Origin of the sequence: Arenibacter antarcticus, assembly GCF_041320605.1 — a bacterium.
Classification (GTDB): Bacteria; Bacteroidota; Bacteroidia; order Flavobacteriales; family Flavobacteriaceae; genus Arenibacter; species Arenibacter antarcticus.
The window spans coordinates 3992747-4008829 of sequence record NZ_CP166679.1; the positions used below are offsets into that span (position 1 = coordinate 3992747).

The window sequence follows — 16083 nt, forward strand, 5'->3', positions numbered from 1 at the left end:
AAAATAATTATCTTTAATTTCTGTGGAACCCAAGAAGAAATGTTATGAATACTAAGCTCACCTTAACAATCGAACGAGAAATAATTGAACGTGCGAAAAAATATGCTAAAGAACAAAATCGCAGCTTGACGGATATTATCGAAAACTATTTGAAAATTATTACCAAAGAAGATCGTGAAGATATCGGGAAACCGCTTAATCCTGTTGTAAAATCATTGAAGGGATCCTTTAAAACAAATAAACAAATGGACTACAAGAAAGAGCTTAGAAATCGATTGGATAAAAAATATTTATAAATGGACAATGTTCTAATCGACACGGATGTACTATTGGACTTCTTTTTTGACCGAGAACCCTTCGCTGAATATGCCACTGAAATCCTTAATCTCTGCGAAGAGAAAAAGCTAAACGGATTTATAACCCCTGTAATAATTTCTAACATTTATTATTTGCTTAATAAAGTAGCCAAGCACGAAGTAATAATTGAAAAAATAAAGCAACTTCTAACAATAATCGATATTGTCAAAATGGATAAGAAGGTTGTCTTAAACTCACTTAACTCCGATTTTAAAGATTTTGAGGATGCTTTACAAAATTTTTCGGCCGTGGAGAACGGAAAAATAAAGATTATCCTGACAAGAAACATAAACGATTTAAAAAAAAGCAAACTAGCCATATTTACACCCGAAACATATTTGAAAGGGAAAGCCAGTGGCTAATAACTAAGAAGTAATCCGACCGCTGATAGGCCATGGATGAATGCCTTTCTCTGTTCGTTTTAGGCAAGAGTCTTACGTCAACAAATAAGGGATCAATGGGAATAGTGAAAACACCATTTGACAACATGAAATTATTTATAGTAATTACTCTTTGTGTTATTGTGCATTCTTGTAAGGAACAAGAGAAAAAGAGTGTTATAAAAAAAGTAATTACAGAAAAGGAAAAAGTATCTCATGATTCAAATTTGGAAGACAAACAATCTAATAATCAAAGTACTCAAACTTCCTTTCAGTCTCCATTTGTTAACAATCAAATAAGTCAAGTTGTCCGAACAATATTTCAAGACAGTAGAGGAGATATTTGGTTTGGAAGTCAAAACGGAGCGTTTAGACTTAACGGGAAGTCATTAATTCACATTGATAGGATTAAAAATGAATCAGGCAAAGGGGTTACAATAAAAGACATTACGGAAGACAAAGATGGCAGAATATGGCTTGGACATACAGGCGGCATAAGTAGCATTGATGGAGAGTTAGTTACCAATTATTATGAATCTGATGGTTTAATAAACAATGATGTTTGGTGTATTACTGCAGACACTAATGGAAATATTTGGATTGGAACAATAGCAGGTGTTTGTGTATATAATGGGCATGAGTTTATAAATTTCAAATTACCTAAAGGAAAAATTGATGCAACTCTCGGGGTATCTAGCTCCAAAATGGTTCATAGTATCGTGGAAGATAGTAAGGGTACATTATGGCTTAGCTCCAATGCCGGGTTGTTATCATACTCTAATAATAAACTAATTGACGTCTCTGACAAAGTTGACATTCAAACCAATTTTGTAAATGAAGTATTTGAAGATAAAAAAGGTGTATTATGGATTTCAACAAAAAAGGATTTATTCCGTCTCAGAGGAAAGGAACTAACCAATATTACAAAAGATAACATTGAAGTTGGTAAAGGGATAGGCAGTATTGCTGAGGATAAAAAGGGAAATATTTGGTTTACTTCTAATCAGCATAATTTATATGTTTATGATGGAAAAAAAATTATTGAATACCAAAAATCAGAAGACAATAAAGGACCAGTAATTTTTAAAATTTATAGCGATCAGGAAGACAGGCTATGGTTCGTTGGTTATGGTGGTGCATATCGATTAGAAAACGGAAAATTTCTCAATATTACACGGAGTGGTCCGTGGTAAAAATAATACGAACGCAGTATCGAGTGGATGACTCCGCTATCAATTGATGAAGTGAACTTCCCCGGGCTAACGCTAATCTGCCTTTCTCGGTAAATCGAGCATCACCCTCGTACTTTAAGCCCTACAACTAATCCTAAACAGCCCTCTTTATCCAAATAACCATAATGAAGGCCTCTTTCTCTAGTGCGAGCTGGCCTGTATCTGCACACAAGAGTGACTTTCGCACTAAAAAAAGATCCACGGCACGACCGTGACGCTCACGCCAGCGAATGAGTTCTATTGTATCACGGCGTGAGCCCCCGCTAGTGCAAGCCTGCCTATATCGGCAGGCAGGCCATGTCAACAGACAGGCGTCTCTCTAGTACAGCCTGTTGCAACCAATCTTAAAAATATGGTTCCCCAATTAAAATATCTACTAATGCATTTAAAATAGGATTTAAGGAATTAGTTGATTTAATTACATCCGAATTGAATAAAAGAAAATAACTACTTACAATACCATACATGGTATTCGGCTTTGGACTATTTTCTTGTAATTTTACTATCTTAAATAAACCAATTGCATGAAAATCCTTCATACGTCCGACTGGCATATCGGGAAACAACTTCATAAATACGATCTTTCTGAGGATCTTGAGTTGTTTTTTACATGGCTAATAACCTATATCAAAACCGAAAACATTGATGTCCTTATGGTGTCAGGGGATATTTTTGATCAGGCAAATCCTTCCCAATCAGCCTATAAACAGTATTATGATTTATTGAAAAATCTTATAACCCTGGATTGTAAAATTATACTTACCGGTGGGAACCACGATTCCGCAACGGTATTAAATGCACCTGCCGAACTGCTAAAAGCCTTTGATATCAGCGTAATTGGTGGTGCCACAGAAGCGTTGAGCGATATGTTTGTAAGCGTAGAAAAAGCCAATGAAAAATTAGTGGTGGCTGCCATTCCCTTCCTCAAGGATCGCGATATCCGCAAGTCCGCCGCAGGGGAAAGCTATGCCACTAAAATTGAACAGATTAAATCGGGATTACGAACTTATTTTTCAAATGTAACTACCTACTACAGTCAGCACCATGCCGATCAGGTGTTTATCTTGATGGGCCATTTATATGTGCAGGGCAGCGAACTTTCAGAAAGTGAGCGCGATATACAGATTGGGAATCAAGCTGGAGTGGAGGCCAATATGTTTGGGGAAATCCCACATTATGTGGCCCTCGGTCATATTCACAAACCTCAGGTTATTTCGGAAGCACTAAATATCCATTATTGTGGATCTCCAATTCCATTGAGCTTTTCCGAAAAAGAAGATCACAAGCAAATTAATGTGATTACGGTAGAAGATAATAAAATTGTCAATGTAGACATCGTTCCCCTTCCCAAGCACAGAAACCTAGTCACTTTTGAGGGTTGTTTACAAGAAGTAGAAGACAAATTAAATGCTTATTTAGAAGTAACCACTTTGACATCCCTAGCCGAGATAATCGTAAATGAGGAGCACGAAAGTTTGGAGAAGCGTCAAGCTTTTGACGAGCTTACCAATTCACAACCCAATGCGAATATCGAAATTGTTAAATCGAGACTCAATTTTAAGAGCAAGATTCGTGGTGCCAGTGATGCCTTTGCTGTGGGTACCGATGTAGCAGATGTTACCCCCATGCAGATGTTCGAAAAAAAATTGGAGCTACAGAGCGACTTGGAAAACACAGAAGAATTAAAGAACGCTTTTCGTGAAATTTTGGAAGAATTGAAATTATAGTCCATGAAAATTCTAAAAATTAGATTTGAAAACATTCACTCCTTAAAAGGGGAGCACCAGGTAGATTTTGGCGATGGTATCCTAGACGAAGCAGGACTTTTCGCCATTACCGGGCCAACCGGAGCTGGTAAGTCCACCTTACTGGATGTAATTACTCTTGCGCTTTACAATCGGATTGCCAGAGTGGACAAGGCGGTAAGCAATTCTATTTTGGAGGACGATGGCGGCATAATGACCCGCAATATGAGGCATTGCTATGCCGAGGTAGAATATCGTGTTAATGGCAAGGATTATCGCAGCTACTGGTCCATAGAACGCAACAGGAACAACAATTTAAACGCTCGTAAACAGGAATTGGTGGAAGTCGCTACCAATCAAATTCTCGAAGCTGGCACCAAGACTCCCGATAAAAACCAGGAGATCATTGGCCTTAGCTATGAGCAGTTTGTAAAAGCCATGGTGCTGTCGCAGGGAGAATTCAGTAAGTTACTGCAGGCCCCGAGAAACGAACGCAATAAGCTATTGGAAGACATTACTGGGGCTCGCTCCTATCGCGAAATAGGTAGGACAGTCTATTTCCGTTATAAACAGGTGGAAAAGAATATAGCACTTAAAGAAGCAGGACTGGAAACCATTGAGTTGCTAACCGCTGAGCAGATTGCAGAAAAGAAAACCGAACTAAAATTATTAACAGATTCAAAGCCCAAAACAGAAAAGGCCTATCAAACTGCCTCAGAAAAAATAACCAACAGAAAAGAGCTTCAGAAAAAACTAGGTGAACAAAAAGAACTGCAGACACAACAGCTTCAATTAAAAAAGGACTGGGCTGTTTTCAACCCTTTTAAAGGCCAGTTGGAGCTGCATGATAAACTGGCAAAATACGGAGTAATCTTAGCAGATTATGATGGGGTAAGCAAGCAAGTGAGTCAACTTAAGGAGGACAACGATCGACTCGGAAAGTCTAAATCGGAAGCAGAAAACCAACTAAATTCTTATTTAGAAGCAGCCGATAAGCTCCTTAAAGAAAAGGTGGATGTTAAGACAGCCAACGAAAAACTGGACACTTTCCGAAATAAAATTGTGCAACTTCAAGCGGAGGAGAAAAAGAAGCAAAGTGAGGCCTCTTTATTCTTAAGTCAACTCAATAGCTATGTCAAGAATATAAATCAGTTGGGGTACCCATTGCCCATGGCTGACCAACCCGAACTGTTTAAACCACAAGTTGAGGCAAACCGCAAAACAGTTCAGGAAACCATAGAGCATTCTGGTTCAAATTCTCTGGAAAACTTGAATTTGGAATTGGAGAATCACCGTCTTTTAAATGAAAAGGCTGGGGAACTTCTCGCTAGTAAAGAACAATTTGAGAAGCTTCAACAAAACCATAAAACTCAGTTAAACAAATTAAAACTGTCTCAAGAACAGCTGGGTAAAGATGCCAATACGATAGCATCTTTAGGAAAAGAGGTGCTACAAGGAACAAAGGAGGTAGAAAATCTGGAGAAAGCCTTAGCGCAACAACTCAAGCACCAAAGCTTGGAGGAATATCGCGTGCAATTAGACCCAGAGCAACCTTGTCCGCTTTGCGGTTCTCTAGTTCATCCCTATGCTACCGAAGTGCCTCATTTTGACACTAAGGAGGAGTTGGTTAAAGAAAAAAAGAAGTCGCTCCAAACAAAGTCGGATTACCTTATCACTTTAAATGCTAAAAATAAATTCCAGACAAAAGAAATAAACGACATAAACACGGCAATAGCATCCCTTAAAGAAGAGGAGGCCCAGCAGTTGGAAATACTAACAAAACTTTCCGACCAACTAAAGTGGGATTATAAGGAGGGTTTAGAAACGCTAAAAATCCATCGACTCAATTTAAACCGCCGTATTCAAAAAATGGAAAAGTCCAAGCAGGCATTTCAAGCAGATTCCATTTTAAAGGATTTGGAAAAAAGTTTAAAACAGTGGGAGTTGGCGCTAACAACTTATAATAGCGTTAAACGAGAGCGAACAGCCCTTTTTGACGGGCCAGATATTAATGGAAAGGTCAATATTTTATCTTCTTCCATTACCCGTTCCGTTACATCTATTTCTTCTATTGATGAGCAGTTAAAAGCAAGTGCAGGAAAACTAAAAGTAAATTCGGAACAAAAAATAATAAAGGAAGAGGAGCTTCATCGTATTGTTGCAAATGAACACTTAGAAAACATACAAGCCCTGCGGACAGCTATACTACCTGAAGAGCGTGCCAGTAAAATCAGGAAGCGTGAAAATGAACTCAAGGAACTAAATACAAGAATATCTGAAAAAGAAAACTCCCTGAAAAAAGTCTTAACCGAATTAACGGAGAAGGATGACCCTGCACATTCATTTGAAGCATTAACTACGCTTTTCAATGAAGCAAAGTCAGGTTGGGATACACTTTCCGTAACTATTGGTAAAATCACCCAAAGCTTGGAAGATGATGGAAAAGCTAAGCAACGCCAACAAAAAGTACAGGACGAAATAAACCTCCTAAAGAAAGATTTGTCGCTTTGGAAAACCATGAACGATTTAATAGGGGATGCCACGGGCAATAAATTCTCGAATTTTGTGCAAGATCTTACTTTGGAGCAACTTATAGGGTATGCCAATAAACGACTTTCAGAATTTAGCGATCGATATCTACTAGATATTCCCACGGCAGATGAGGCTGAAAAAAGCGATACCCTAAAGGTGTTTGATAAGTATATGGGAAATGCCCGTCGCTCTGTACGCACCTTATCTGGTGGTGAGACCTTTTTGGTCAGTTTAGCAATGGCCTTTGCGCTATCGGATATTGCCGCTAGAAATGTAAAGATAGAATCGCTCTTTATCGATGAAGGGTTTGGAACGTTGGATCCTGAAACCCTGGATCAAGCAATTACGATATTGGAAAAAATGCAAAATGAAGGCGATAAATCGGTTGGAGTAATCTCGCACGTAGGGGCTTTAAAAGAGCGTATCACAACACAAATACAGTTAGAAAAAGGAAGTTTAGGGTATTCTACCTTAAAAGTGGTGCAGTGATTTTATGCCAGAGCCTGATATCTGTTCGCCCCAGCTAGCGTGAGTAATGAATCCACGGGACAAGCTTGGACTAAAGACCATGGCTATTCAATTCTTCTATATCAAAACTCCGCTGATTGGCTTACTAGGTAGTTTCATTGTTAGATATATTATTCATCCGGTTCTGCTATTAGATTAGCATTATCAAATTTCCTCATTTTCAAATTAGCAAATTGTTACATTAATACATTGGAATATTGATACATTAAAAAATTGTTACATTAAATTACTACCCCAACCAGCCTTCCCTATCCAAACTTCTTTATTGGATCGCTTCGACTACGTACATGAGGCACATTTGGAATTCTTTCTAATGTGTTGGCCAGACGCAAAATAAGAATTATTAAAAAAGTTACCATATTGGTAACTTTTTCATATCTTTACCTTAAAGAACATATTTTGAGGGTAATTGCAAAACGGACATTGAGGGACTTTTGGACGAAGCACACAGATAGCGAACAGCAATTGACAGCTTGGTACAGGGAGACTGAAAAATCGGAATTTAAGAACTTGAACGAATTAAAAAAAAATTATCCGAGCGCCAGCATATTGAACGACAACCGGATTGTTTTTAATATAAAAGGAAACAAATACCGGCTAATCGTAAAGGTCAATTTCGAGTACCAAATTTGCTGGATTCGCTTTGTCGGAACCCATGCAGAATATGACAAGATAAACGCAAACGAAATTTAAGATGAAAATTACACCTATCAGAAACGAAAAGGATTATCAGAATGCTCTGGAAAGGCTCGAACTAATTTTTGATGCAAAAAAAGATACCGAACATGGTGACGAGCTCGAAATCTTATCTATTCTGATCGATCGTTATGAAAACGAGAATTTCCCGATCGGAATGCCGGACCCTATTGAAGCAATTAAATTCCGAATGGAGCAGATGGGAATGAAACAAAAAGATTTAGCAGAGGTTGTTGGTTTTAAGAGCAGGGTTAGCGAGATTCTAAACAAAAAACGCAAACTCAACTTGGATATGATAAGAAAACTCAACACGATTTTACATATTCCAACCGAGGTACTGGTACAAGACTATTAACTAATAGTTTTTAGCTTAAGAAAACCCACTGATAGTACGAGCCTGCCTGAATGGCGGATAGGCGTGTCACGCTCGCTAGTAAAGGCTTGAATATTCAAATATTAGTAAGGTATATGTTTTATATTAAGTACTTATTATAAGGTTTATAAATTATTTAGCCCACGTATCGTCTTTTGGATTTCTTCCTTTTTTGGCTTTTTGGACCATGTTTGTTGATTTATTAGTTTCAAGTGTAACATCAATATCTTTATAATAAACGACCCATCTTTCATGGTTCGTTCCTTCTAATGTTTCAGGACCAACTTTACTGATTACTACCCCAACCAGCCCTCTCTATCCAAACTCCTATATTGGATGGCCTCTCCAATATGATTTCCGGTCACTTCGGGCACGTTTTCCAGATCGGCAATGGTTCTGGCTACTTTTAGGATCCTATCATAGGCACGGGCAGAAAGGTTTAAGCGTTCCATTGCATTTTTTAGTAATTCCTTGGAGGCATCGTCCATTTTACAATGTTTCCTGATCTGTTTGGTATTCATTTGAGCATTGTAATGTACGGTGTCCGTATCAGCAAAACGCAGGGTCTGTACTTCTCTAGCCGCCGTTACACGCTCTCTGATCGCTACACTACCCTCCCCTTTCCGATCCTCGGATAATTTCTCGAAGGGAACAGGTGTTACTTCTATATGGATATCGATTCGGTCTAGCAAAGGCCCAGAAATCTTGCTCAGATATCGCTGCATTTCTGCAGGGGAAGAAGTGACCGGGGCATCGGGATCGTTGAAATAGCCCCCAGGACTGGGGTTCATACTGGCTACCAACATAAAACTACTGGGATAGGTTACCGTAAAACGGGCTCTAGAAATGGTTACTTCCCGATCTTCCAAGGGCTGGCGCATTACTTCTAGCACGCCCCTCTTAAATTCGGGCAGCTCGTCCAAGAATAATACGCCATTATGGGAGAGGGAAATCTCCCCAGGCTGTGGGTAGGCGCCACCGCCGACCAAGGCAACATCGCTTATAGTATGATGAGGGCTCCGGAAAGGTCTTTGGTTCATTAGTCCCATATTCTTGACCTTCCCTACAACACTGTGAATTTTGGTGGTTTCTAAGGCTTCTTGAATGGTCATTGGAGGTAAGATAGATGGCAACCGCTTGGCTAGCATAGTCTTTCCGGCCCCAGGGGGACCGATAAGAATAATATTATGACCCCCAGCAGCAGCGATCTCCATACAACGTTTAATACTTTCTTGCCCTTTCACATCTGAAAAATCGTGCTCCGGGAAATCCAAGGTTTTATAGAATTCGGCCTTGGTATCTATAATGGTTTGATCTAATGGAGTTCCTTTATCGAAAAAAGAAATTACTTCTATAATATTTTCTATACCATATACCTCCAAGCCTTCTACTATAGCGGCTTCTCTGGCATTTTCCTTGGGGAGTATAAACCCTTTAAACCCTTCTTCCTTAGCCTTAATAGCGATGGGCAGTGCCCCTTTTATAGGTTGTAAGCTACCGTCTAAGGAGAGTTCACCCATGATAATGTAGTTCTCCATAGATTCCGATTTTATCTGCCCAGAGGCGGTTAAAATGCCCAATGCCAGGGTTAAATCATAGGCAGAACCTTCTTTCCTAAGGTCTGCTGGCGCCATATTGATGGTGATTTTATTTCCAGGTATCCGGTATCCATTGTTTAGTAATGCTGCGGCAATACGGTAGTTACTTTCCTTTATGGCGTTGTCTGGCAAACCCACCAAATGATATCCTACTCCCTTGGCAATGTTCACCTCTACTATAATTGTTGTAGCCTCCACGCCAAAGACCGCACTCCCGTAAACCTTTGTAAGCATACCGTTCTATTTTACCTAAATGTAAGTAATTTAAACATTTTAGGTCGAATTAGTCCACCAAAAGTTACGTGAATCACCGTAATAATTATTTACAATGACCTAGAAATCAGCATTGACAAAAGGATTGCGTAAGGTTTTTGGGTTTCCATAGGATAATACGCTTAGTTTGCTTGTCCCATAGAAGCATATACTAAACCATCCTTTTAGTTAAGAATTATTTTTGTGGACTTAAGGTGAGAAGCGATCTTTTAGTACTGATAATTTCTGCCTTATTCATCATCATTTTTCTGAACTCACCCCTATTGAACATTTTAGCCTGATCTTCATAATGTTTGCTAAAAGGGTTCCCAGATTGCCCCGTAGGTAGAATACTGGTACTGTGTTCTATGTCTGAAAAATCGATTACCCGTCTAGTGGAAGGGCCGGATGTTACTGAATACTTTCCAGTTTCATTATACCCAAAGGCCATATTATTAATTACTTCCCTAGTTGCTCCTATAGGAAAGGGACCCACATTAAAAAATGATCTTAGCGCTTTAATCTGCCCGATGGGATGTTCATGTTCCAAGGTATGTACCCTACCCCAGCTCCAATTCATTTTCTTGGTTCCAAAGTCGGATTCCAAGGACATTAATGCAGATTTAAAGGCATGGTTTACTCTGTTGGCCTTGCTTTCTACGGTATCAGAAGTGTTAATATCATCCCACCAAATAGAATTTTCTTTTTTGGCCATTGGGGCAATCATTCGCTTATGTAAATGGGTGCTCAGTAATTGTTGGAACATTTCTGGCCCTAACTCGTCCTCAAAGGTGTTTTTTAGTAGGGCATAGATCCACCTGTGATATATTGTGGGAGCTATACTATCTATTTCGTTCTCGCCTTTCCAAGAGCTTATTTTGTCCAAGGCCGTTATCTGTGATTTATTCAGTTGGGAAACATCCATCAATTTAGCCAAATCGGTTACTATTTCTGCATTTATATCAGATACACCATCCATTAGCATTTTTTCAACATCTTCACTTGTCCAATCGTCCTTTGGTTCCAAAAGCTTTACAATTCGCTTTGCACGATTTTCCGGTAGATAGTATCCAGGATACAACATTCCGGCTATAGAATCTGGTTGGTTATTAGCGGAATACACATAATTCCAAGGAGGATTAATGGCCATGGGGTTTTCCGAAAAATCCAAATAACCAAGTGGCTCATCTTTTCCCGTACTACCATCAAGTATAAATTTGGTGTGGGTACTATCTGGCATTTTATAGAGTTTTGCAGCGGCAAACCAAGCTATATTACCTACAGCATCTCCATACATTAAATTCAGTCCAGGGGCATGTATCTTGGGAAGTGCCACTTGGAATTCCGATAGATTTTGGGCATGTGTAATTTCATAAAGTGCATCCAACACTTTATTCTCCAATTTGGTATAAATCCAAGACATTGCAATGGGCCGATCCCCGCTTACCTCTTCTAAAATTCCATTTAAAATGGGGCCATGTGCGGTTTTTTTATACGAAAAGGATACGTCTTCGCCATCCTTCACCTTAATGGTTTTGGTAACCACCTCATATTTGGCCCATCCAGTGGGGGTCTTATAGCTTGAAGGATCGGAGGGGTTTTCTTCCTCATAATAGAAATCTATATCATCGTTTTCAAACATAGTGATGCCATAGGCCAATTTCCTATCGTGTCCCAACAAGGGGAAAGGAACTCCTGCCAAATGATATCCATATTTTTCATAATTAGGGGTGCTCAGATGGGCTTCATACCATACCGCTGGTTGAGCAAAACCAATATGTGGGTCATTGGCTAAAATAACTTTCCCATTTTTAGTTTTTAATGGGGCAATTACCCAGCTGTTACTCCCTTCAAATTGTGGTAATGGTAATTTGTTCAGTACATGGTGAACCATTTCTGCCACTTGATTCCTCAACGTATCTCTTAGTGAAGGCTTATTATTTCTTATTCTGGTGGTATTGGAATCTACATCGATTTGAAGATCATTTAAATACTCCTTTCCAAGCTTGTTCTTAATGTTGGTTAATAAGGGATCCGTTTTATGGGCCATGGCAAAACTAAATGCCATATAACCAACTGTATTATAGATATCCTTGGTGGTAAAGTGTCTTTTTTCTATTCCTGTGAGGTAAAACTCTACTGGGGTTGGACCATTATCCATAAATTGGTTTATTCCGTCCAAATAGGCTTGGGAGAGTCGCACCATGGGTGCATTAAGATCCAATTGATCCACCGTTTTTTGGGAGGCATCATCAATCCCCAAGGATAGGAAAAACTTATCCGTATTCACTAAATCTTCTCCGAATACTTGGGAAAGTTTCCCTGCTGCGATCCTTCGCATCAATTCCATTTGCCAAAGTCGGTCTTGAGCATGTACATACCCTAGACTCCTATAGGCATCCTCTTCCTCTTGGGCATAAATATGTGGAATACCATAATTGTCATAATAGACATCTACTTTATTGTTTAATTGAGAAAGTTCCATTTCCCCAGAATAAGTTGGAGAAAGTAAAAATATACCGATGGCAATAATAATTGCCAAAACAAGTAGCAAGCCAACAATGCCCCAAATCAGTTTCTTGAATATCCTCACCAGCGTAGATTAATAGCTAAAGGTAGATTAAATCTGCTGATAAAAAAAGCACTTTTGAAAGTGCTTTTTTGCATCTTAAAATTCAATGATAATAGACCTAAATTATAGTTGTAATCGGTATATTCCACTGTAACATTGTTGTAGACCCTGTGTGTCTGCTTTTTAAAATCCGTCTCCTTGGGCTTAAATATATTGTCGACATAAGTTTGCGGATTAAGGTTGATACAGGGAACAAATTGCTGTGTACCTGCACTTGAAGTTTATGTCCTTTTTTAGGTATGAAACACCTCTCGTAACTAAATATTGAACGCTATTTCCGTGTTGGGGACCAATGGTTTATGATTGTAGTAATCATTTCGATAGCGATGTACAATCACTTAGTTTACAATTACTTGATATCACAAGTATACCATTAACTTTCCTCAAGATTTTCATGATCTGAAGTTCTATATATAAGGATGGGTTATTTTTAGAAGTATCCGTAGATTTACCACAAAACTCCTTCTGCCTATTTTAAAATGGATAACCTCCTAAAATTGGAAACTCCTGTTTTAAGCCATTCCTTATAAGTATCTCTATCTGTGTATTGCACTGCTGGATTCAACACCTCTAAATCTGGCGAGAGCAGCACATAGTAAGGTTGTGATGCCGCATTGAAATTTAGGGTTTGGAAGGTACCCCATTTTTCACCTATGGTAGAAATTTCCTTCACTCTGCCCGACTCATATTTAAAATTAAACTGTTCGTTTTCTGGAAGCTCCTTTCGATCATCGATATATAAAGAAATTAAAACATACTCTTCATTTATTATGGGAAATATATCCGGTTCGCTCCATACGTTTTCCTCCATTTTTCGGCAATTGACGCAGGCCCATCCTGTGAAATCCAATAAAATAGGCTTGTTTACCTTTTTTGCATGGGCCACCCCTTTGTCAAAATCTTTAAAGCAATCAATCCCCAATGGGCAGTCGCTCTTCTGGGCTACAACACTATAAAAATCTGGTGGTGGAAAACCACTCAATAATTTTAGGTTGGTGATTTTTGCAACTCCTAAAATAAGATATATGGCGAATGCGGCGGATAAAAAGCCAGTGATTTTTCTCCCTGTGGATAATTTTTGTTTTGGACCATCATGGGGGAATCTTAGAATTCCGAATAGATAAAGGGTCAGCAATACAAACAATAAGATCCAGACCCCAAGAAATATCTCTCTTTTAAATATCCCCCAGTTACCCACTAGATCGGCGTTGGACAAAAATTTAAATGCGAGAGCCAGTTCCAAAAAGCCCAAGGTAACTTTTACTGTGGTCATCCATCCCCCAGATTTTGGCAAGGAATTTAACCATGCTGGGAATAAGGCAAACAATCCAAATGGCAAGGCCAGAGCAACTCCAAAACCTAGCATTCCAATCGTAAGATTGGTAGCCACATCACCGTCAGCCAAGGCCGTACTTCCCAGTAATCCGCCTAAAATAGGTCCGGTACAAGAGAAGGATACAATCGCCAAGGTTACTGCCATAAAGAATATACCGATCCCCCCGCCTACTTTTGAAGAAGCGGAATCCATTTTATTGGCCCATGAGCTTGGTAAGGTCAGTTCATAATATCCAAAAAAGGAGAAGGCGAAGAATACAAATATGACAAAGAAGGCAATGTTTAGCCAGATATTAGTCGCAATGGTATTTAGAATCTGTGAATCTACCGAATCGAAAAGATGAAAAGGCAGGCTCAATAAAAAGTATATTAAGATAATAAAAAAGCCATACAATAACGCGTTGGCAATTCCCTTGGATTTATTGCCAGATTGTTTGGTGAAAAAGGACACGGTAAGCGGAATCATAGGAAATACACATGGAGTCAATAATGCAATTAAGCCTCCTAGGAAACCCAATCCGAAAATGACCCACATTCCCGTCTTTTCATCCACATGGTCCCTATCGCCTTCAACCAACAGCTCTTTGTTCTTAAGATCCACTATAAGCGCAGCACTTAGCTCCTTACTGCGTTCATCTATCTCCTTTTCTACAACCACTACTTCTTCCCCGGTAAGGGAAATATAAAAAACTTCATCTTTGGGAATACAGACTTCCTTACAGATTTGATAAAACATCCCTACTTCTACCTGGGTGACCTCTGGATTTAAAATTTTAATTTTTTGGGTAAAGATGGCTTCATCCTTAAAAAAGGTTTCTTCCACTTCAAAAATATCTGAATATTCTGTTCGGGTTTCACTTTCTGTGGTGGGTCCCACCAATTCATAATCTTCCCCGACTTTTACAAAGCTAAGTTCACTTGGCAGTGAGCCGTTTTCATCTGTAAACTGTGAATAGATATGCCAACCTTCAAAGATGTCGGCCTTAATGATCAAATTGTATTCCGTATCGGTTATTTTTTCCGTCTCATAGGTCCAAACGGTCGGATTATCGTCTGATTGGGCATGGCCCAAAAATATTCCGAATATAAAAATAAGTACTACCGCTAATTTTCTCATTATTCCAGACTAAACTTTACTATTATTTTTGTTGACTGCGTTATTTTAAATCGATCGTCAGCACGTTTCCCTATCACCCAAACAATTTGGTTTCCGGAACACAGTAACCACTGATTTTCCTTGGAAAAGGTATCTAATTTCTCGTCCTTAAAATATTTGGACAATTTTTTCTTACCTACCATCCCAAGTGGGCAAAAATAGTCCCCTTTTTCTCTTTTCCTGATAGTTAAGGGGTATTTTAACTTTTCTTTGTCTACATACAGAATATTTTGGGAAATTTTCCCAATTTCATTCACCTTCGTAATTTTTACGGGTATGGGACTTGTTATTCCGAGCTGATCTTCCGTTATTTCGTAAGTATAATCATCTTCCGAAGTGTTTTTTTGTAACAACAAAAACTCCCTATCCTTAAGCAGGCGATGTGTTGGAGAATGCACTTCTTTCCCACTATTCGCTGTTAAAAGACCATATATATCATCCCATTGTGTAAATCCATAATCTCTAAAAAAATGGAATAGATGGCTTTTGGTGGGCTTTAGGGCCAAAAGTGATGCAGCCTTGACTTTTTCCTGTCCGTTTTCAAAATGAAAAAGCCTTTTCTTAAGGTCTTTTAAATAGACTTGGGTAATTTCTAAGGTATCTGATAAATGCTGCTGTGTCTTTAAAAAGTTATCCAAAAAAGTAGGGTGTAATTCTTTCAAATGTGGGACAATAGTATGGCGAATATTATTTCTTAGATATTTCGTATCCTTATTGCTGGCATCTTCCCTCCATAGTAACCTATGTTCTTTGGCATAAGCCATAATCTCGTCCCGAGAAAAAGTAAGGAGCGGCCTAGAAATAGTCTCTGTCTTAGCTGGAATTCCAATCAACCCTTCAATTCCAGTTCCTCTGGACAAGTTGATTAGAAATGTCTCCAGATTATCATCTGCATGATGAGCTGTGACCAAGGTTTTTATGTTATGGTCCTTCATCAATTCCACAAACCAAGTATAGCGAAGGTCTCTGGCTGCTAATTGAACTGATAATTTATTTTTATCGGCATAATCATTTGTAGCAAAATGAGTTACGTGCAAGTTTTTCTTCAATTCAGCGGCTAATTCCCTTACGAACACCTCATCCTTATTGCTTTCTTCACCTCGTAGATGAAAATTACAATGCGCCAATACAAAATCCATTTTGCAGGAAGCACAAAGTCGTGCTAAAACTACACTGTCTACCCCGCCACTGACGGCCAGAATAAATACCTCTTTCTTAAGATTGGGAAACTTACTTTCTATATGATTTTTAAAACTGTCTAGCACGG

At 38.9% G+C, this 16083-nt stretch carries 11 protein-coding genes; 7 read left to right on the forward strand and 4 right to left on the reverse strand.

Annotation, left to right across the window (positions count from 1 at the left end):
- Positions 1–44 precede the first annotated feature (44 nt).
- From KCTC52924_RS16430 to KCTC52924_RS16460, 7 genes are all read left to right on the forward strand, one after another.
- Positions 45–296 carry a DUF6364 family protein gene (locus tag KCTC52924_RS16430; RefSeq protein ID WP_251805846.1) on the forward strand — a complete coding sequence of 84 codons (252 nt, stop codon included), beginning with the start codon at positions 45–47 and terminating at the stop codon, positions 294–296.
- Positions 297–719 (forward strand): PIN domain-containing protein, encoded by a 423-nt coding sequence (locus KCTC52924_RS16435; RefSeq protein WP_251805847.1) that lies wholly within the window; start codon positions 297–299, stop codon positions 717–719.
- 95 nt (positions 720–814) lie between these two features.
- Entirely contained in the window at positions 815–1930 is a 1116-nt protein-coding gene (locus KCTC52924_RS16440; RefSeq protein ID WP_251805848.1) for a two-component regulator propeller domain-containing protein, read from the forward strand.
- Positions 1931–2493: 563 nt separating this feature from the next.
- Positions 2494–3696, forward strand: a complete 1203-nt coding sequence (locus KCTC52924_RS16445; RefSeq protein ID WP_251805849.1) for an exonuclease subunit SbcD — start codon at positions 2494–2496, stop codon at positions 3694–3696.
- A 3-nt stretch (positions 3697–3699) separates the two neighbouring features.
- Positions 3700–6735 carry an AAA family ATPase gene (locus KCTC52924_RS16450; RefSeq protein WP_251805850.1) on the forward strand — a complete coding sequence of 1012 codons (3036 nt, stop codon included), beginning with the start codon at positions 3700–3702 and terminating at the stop codon, positions 6733–6735.
- A gap of 438 nt (positions 6736–7173) precedes the next feature.
- Complete coding sequence (locus KCTC52924_RS16455; protein ID WP_251805851.1) at positions 7174–7467, forward strand: type II toxin-antitoxin system HigB family toxin; 294 nt, start codon at positions 7174–7176, stop codon at positions 7465–7467.
- A 1-nt stretch (position 7468) separates the two neighbouring features.
- Positions 7469–7825, forward strand: a complete 357-nt coding sequence (locus KCTC52924_RS16460; protein ID WP_251805852.1) for a type II toxin-antitoxin system HigA family antitoxin — start codon at positions 7469–7471, stop codon at positions 7823–7825.
- Positions 7826–8139: 314 nt separating this feature from the next.
- Here KCTC52924_RS16460 and KCTC52924_RS16465 read toward each other — a convergent pair whose 3' ends face one another.
- From KCTC52924_RS16465 to tilS, 4 genes are all read right to left on the reverse strand, one after another.
- The gene (locus tag KCTC52924_RS16465) at positions 8140–9675 is read right to left on the reverse strand and encodes a YifB family Mg chelatase-like AAA ATPase (RefSeq protein WP_251805853.1); all 1536 of its coding nucleotides are present in this window, start codon (positions 9673–9675) and stop codon (positions 8140–8142) included.
- Between the two features lie 214 nt (positions 9676–9889).
- Complete coding sequence (locus KCTC52924_RS16470; protein WP_251805854.1) at positions 9890–12286, reverse strand: penicillin acylase family protein; 2397 nt, start codon at positions 12284–12286, stop codon at positions 9890–9892.
- 508 nt (positions 12287–12794) lie between these two features.
- Positions 12795–14777: a thioredoxin family protein gene (locus tag KCTC52924_RS16475; RefSeq protein WP_251805855.1), complete on the reverse strand. Its 1983-nt coding sequence runs from the start codon at positions 14775–14777 to the stop codon at positions 12795–12797.
- On the reverse strand, positions 14777–16081 hold the full coding sequence (tilS, locus tag KCTC52924_RS16480; RefSeq protein ID WP_251805856.1) for a tRNA lysidine(34) synthetase TilS: 1305 nt from the start codon (positions 16079–16081) through the stop codon (positions 14777–14779). Before tilS ends, KCTC52924_RS16475 begins: the two co-directional genes overlap by 1 nt.
- Between the last annotated feature and the right edge of the window lie 2 nt (positions 16082–16083).

What these genes read in the sequence shown, in the direction of transcription:
- KCTC52924_RS16430 (WP_251805846.1), top strand. Translation starts at nt 45, where the DNA reads ATGAATACTAAGCTCACCTTAACAATCGAACGAGAAATAATTGAACGT.
- KCTC52924_RS16435 (WP_251805847.1), top strand. Translation starts at nt 297, where the DNA reads ATGGACAATGTTCTAATCGACACGGATGTACTATTGGACTTCTTTTTT.
- KCTC52924_RS16440 (WP_251805848.1), top strand. Translation starts at nt 815, where the DNA reads ATGGGAATAGTGAAAACACCATTTGACAACATGAAATTATTTATAGTA.
- KCTC52924_RS16445 (WP_251805849.1), top strand. Translation starts at nt 2,494, where the DNA reads ATGAAAATCCTTCATACGTCCGACTGGCATATCGGGAAACAACTTCAT.
- KCTC52924_RS16450 (WP_251805850.1), top strand. Translation starts at nt 3,700, where the DNA reads ATGAAAATTCTAAAAATTAGATTTGAAAACATTCACTCCTTAAAAGGG.
- KCTC52924_RS16460 (WP_251805852.1), top strand. Translation starts at nt 7,469, where the DNA reads ATGAAAATTACACCTATCAGAAACGAAAAGGATTATCAGAATGCTCTG.
- KCTC52924_RS16465 (WP_251805853.1), bottom strand. Translation starts at nt 9,675, where the DNA reads ATGCTTACAAAGGTTTACGGGAGTGCGGTCTTTGGCGTGGAGGCTACA.
- KCTC52924_RS16475 (WP_251805855.1), bottom strand. Translation starts at nt 14,777, where the DNA reads ATGAGAAAATTAGCGGTAGTACTTATTTTTATATTCGGAATATTTTTG.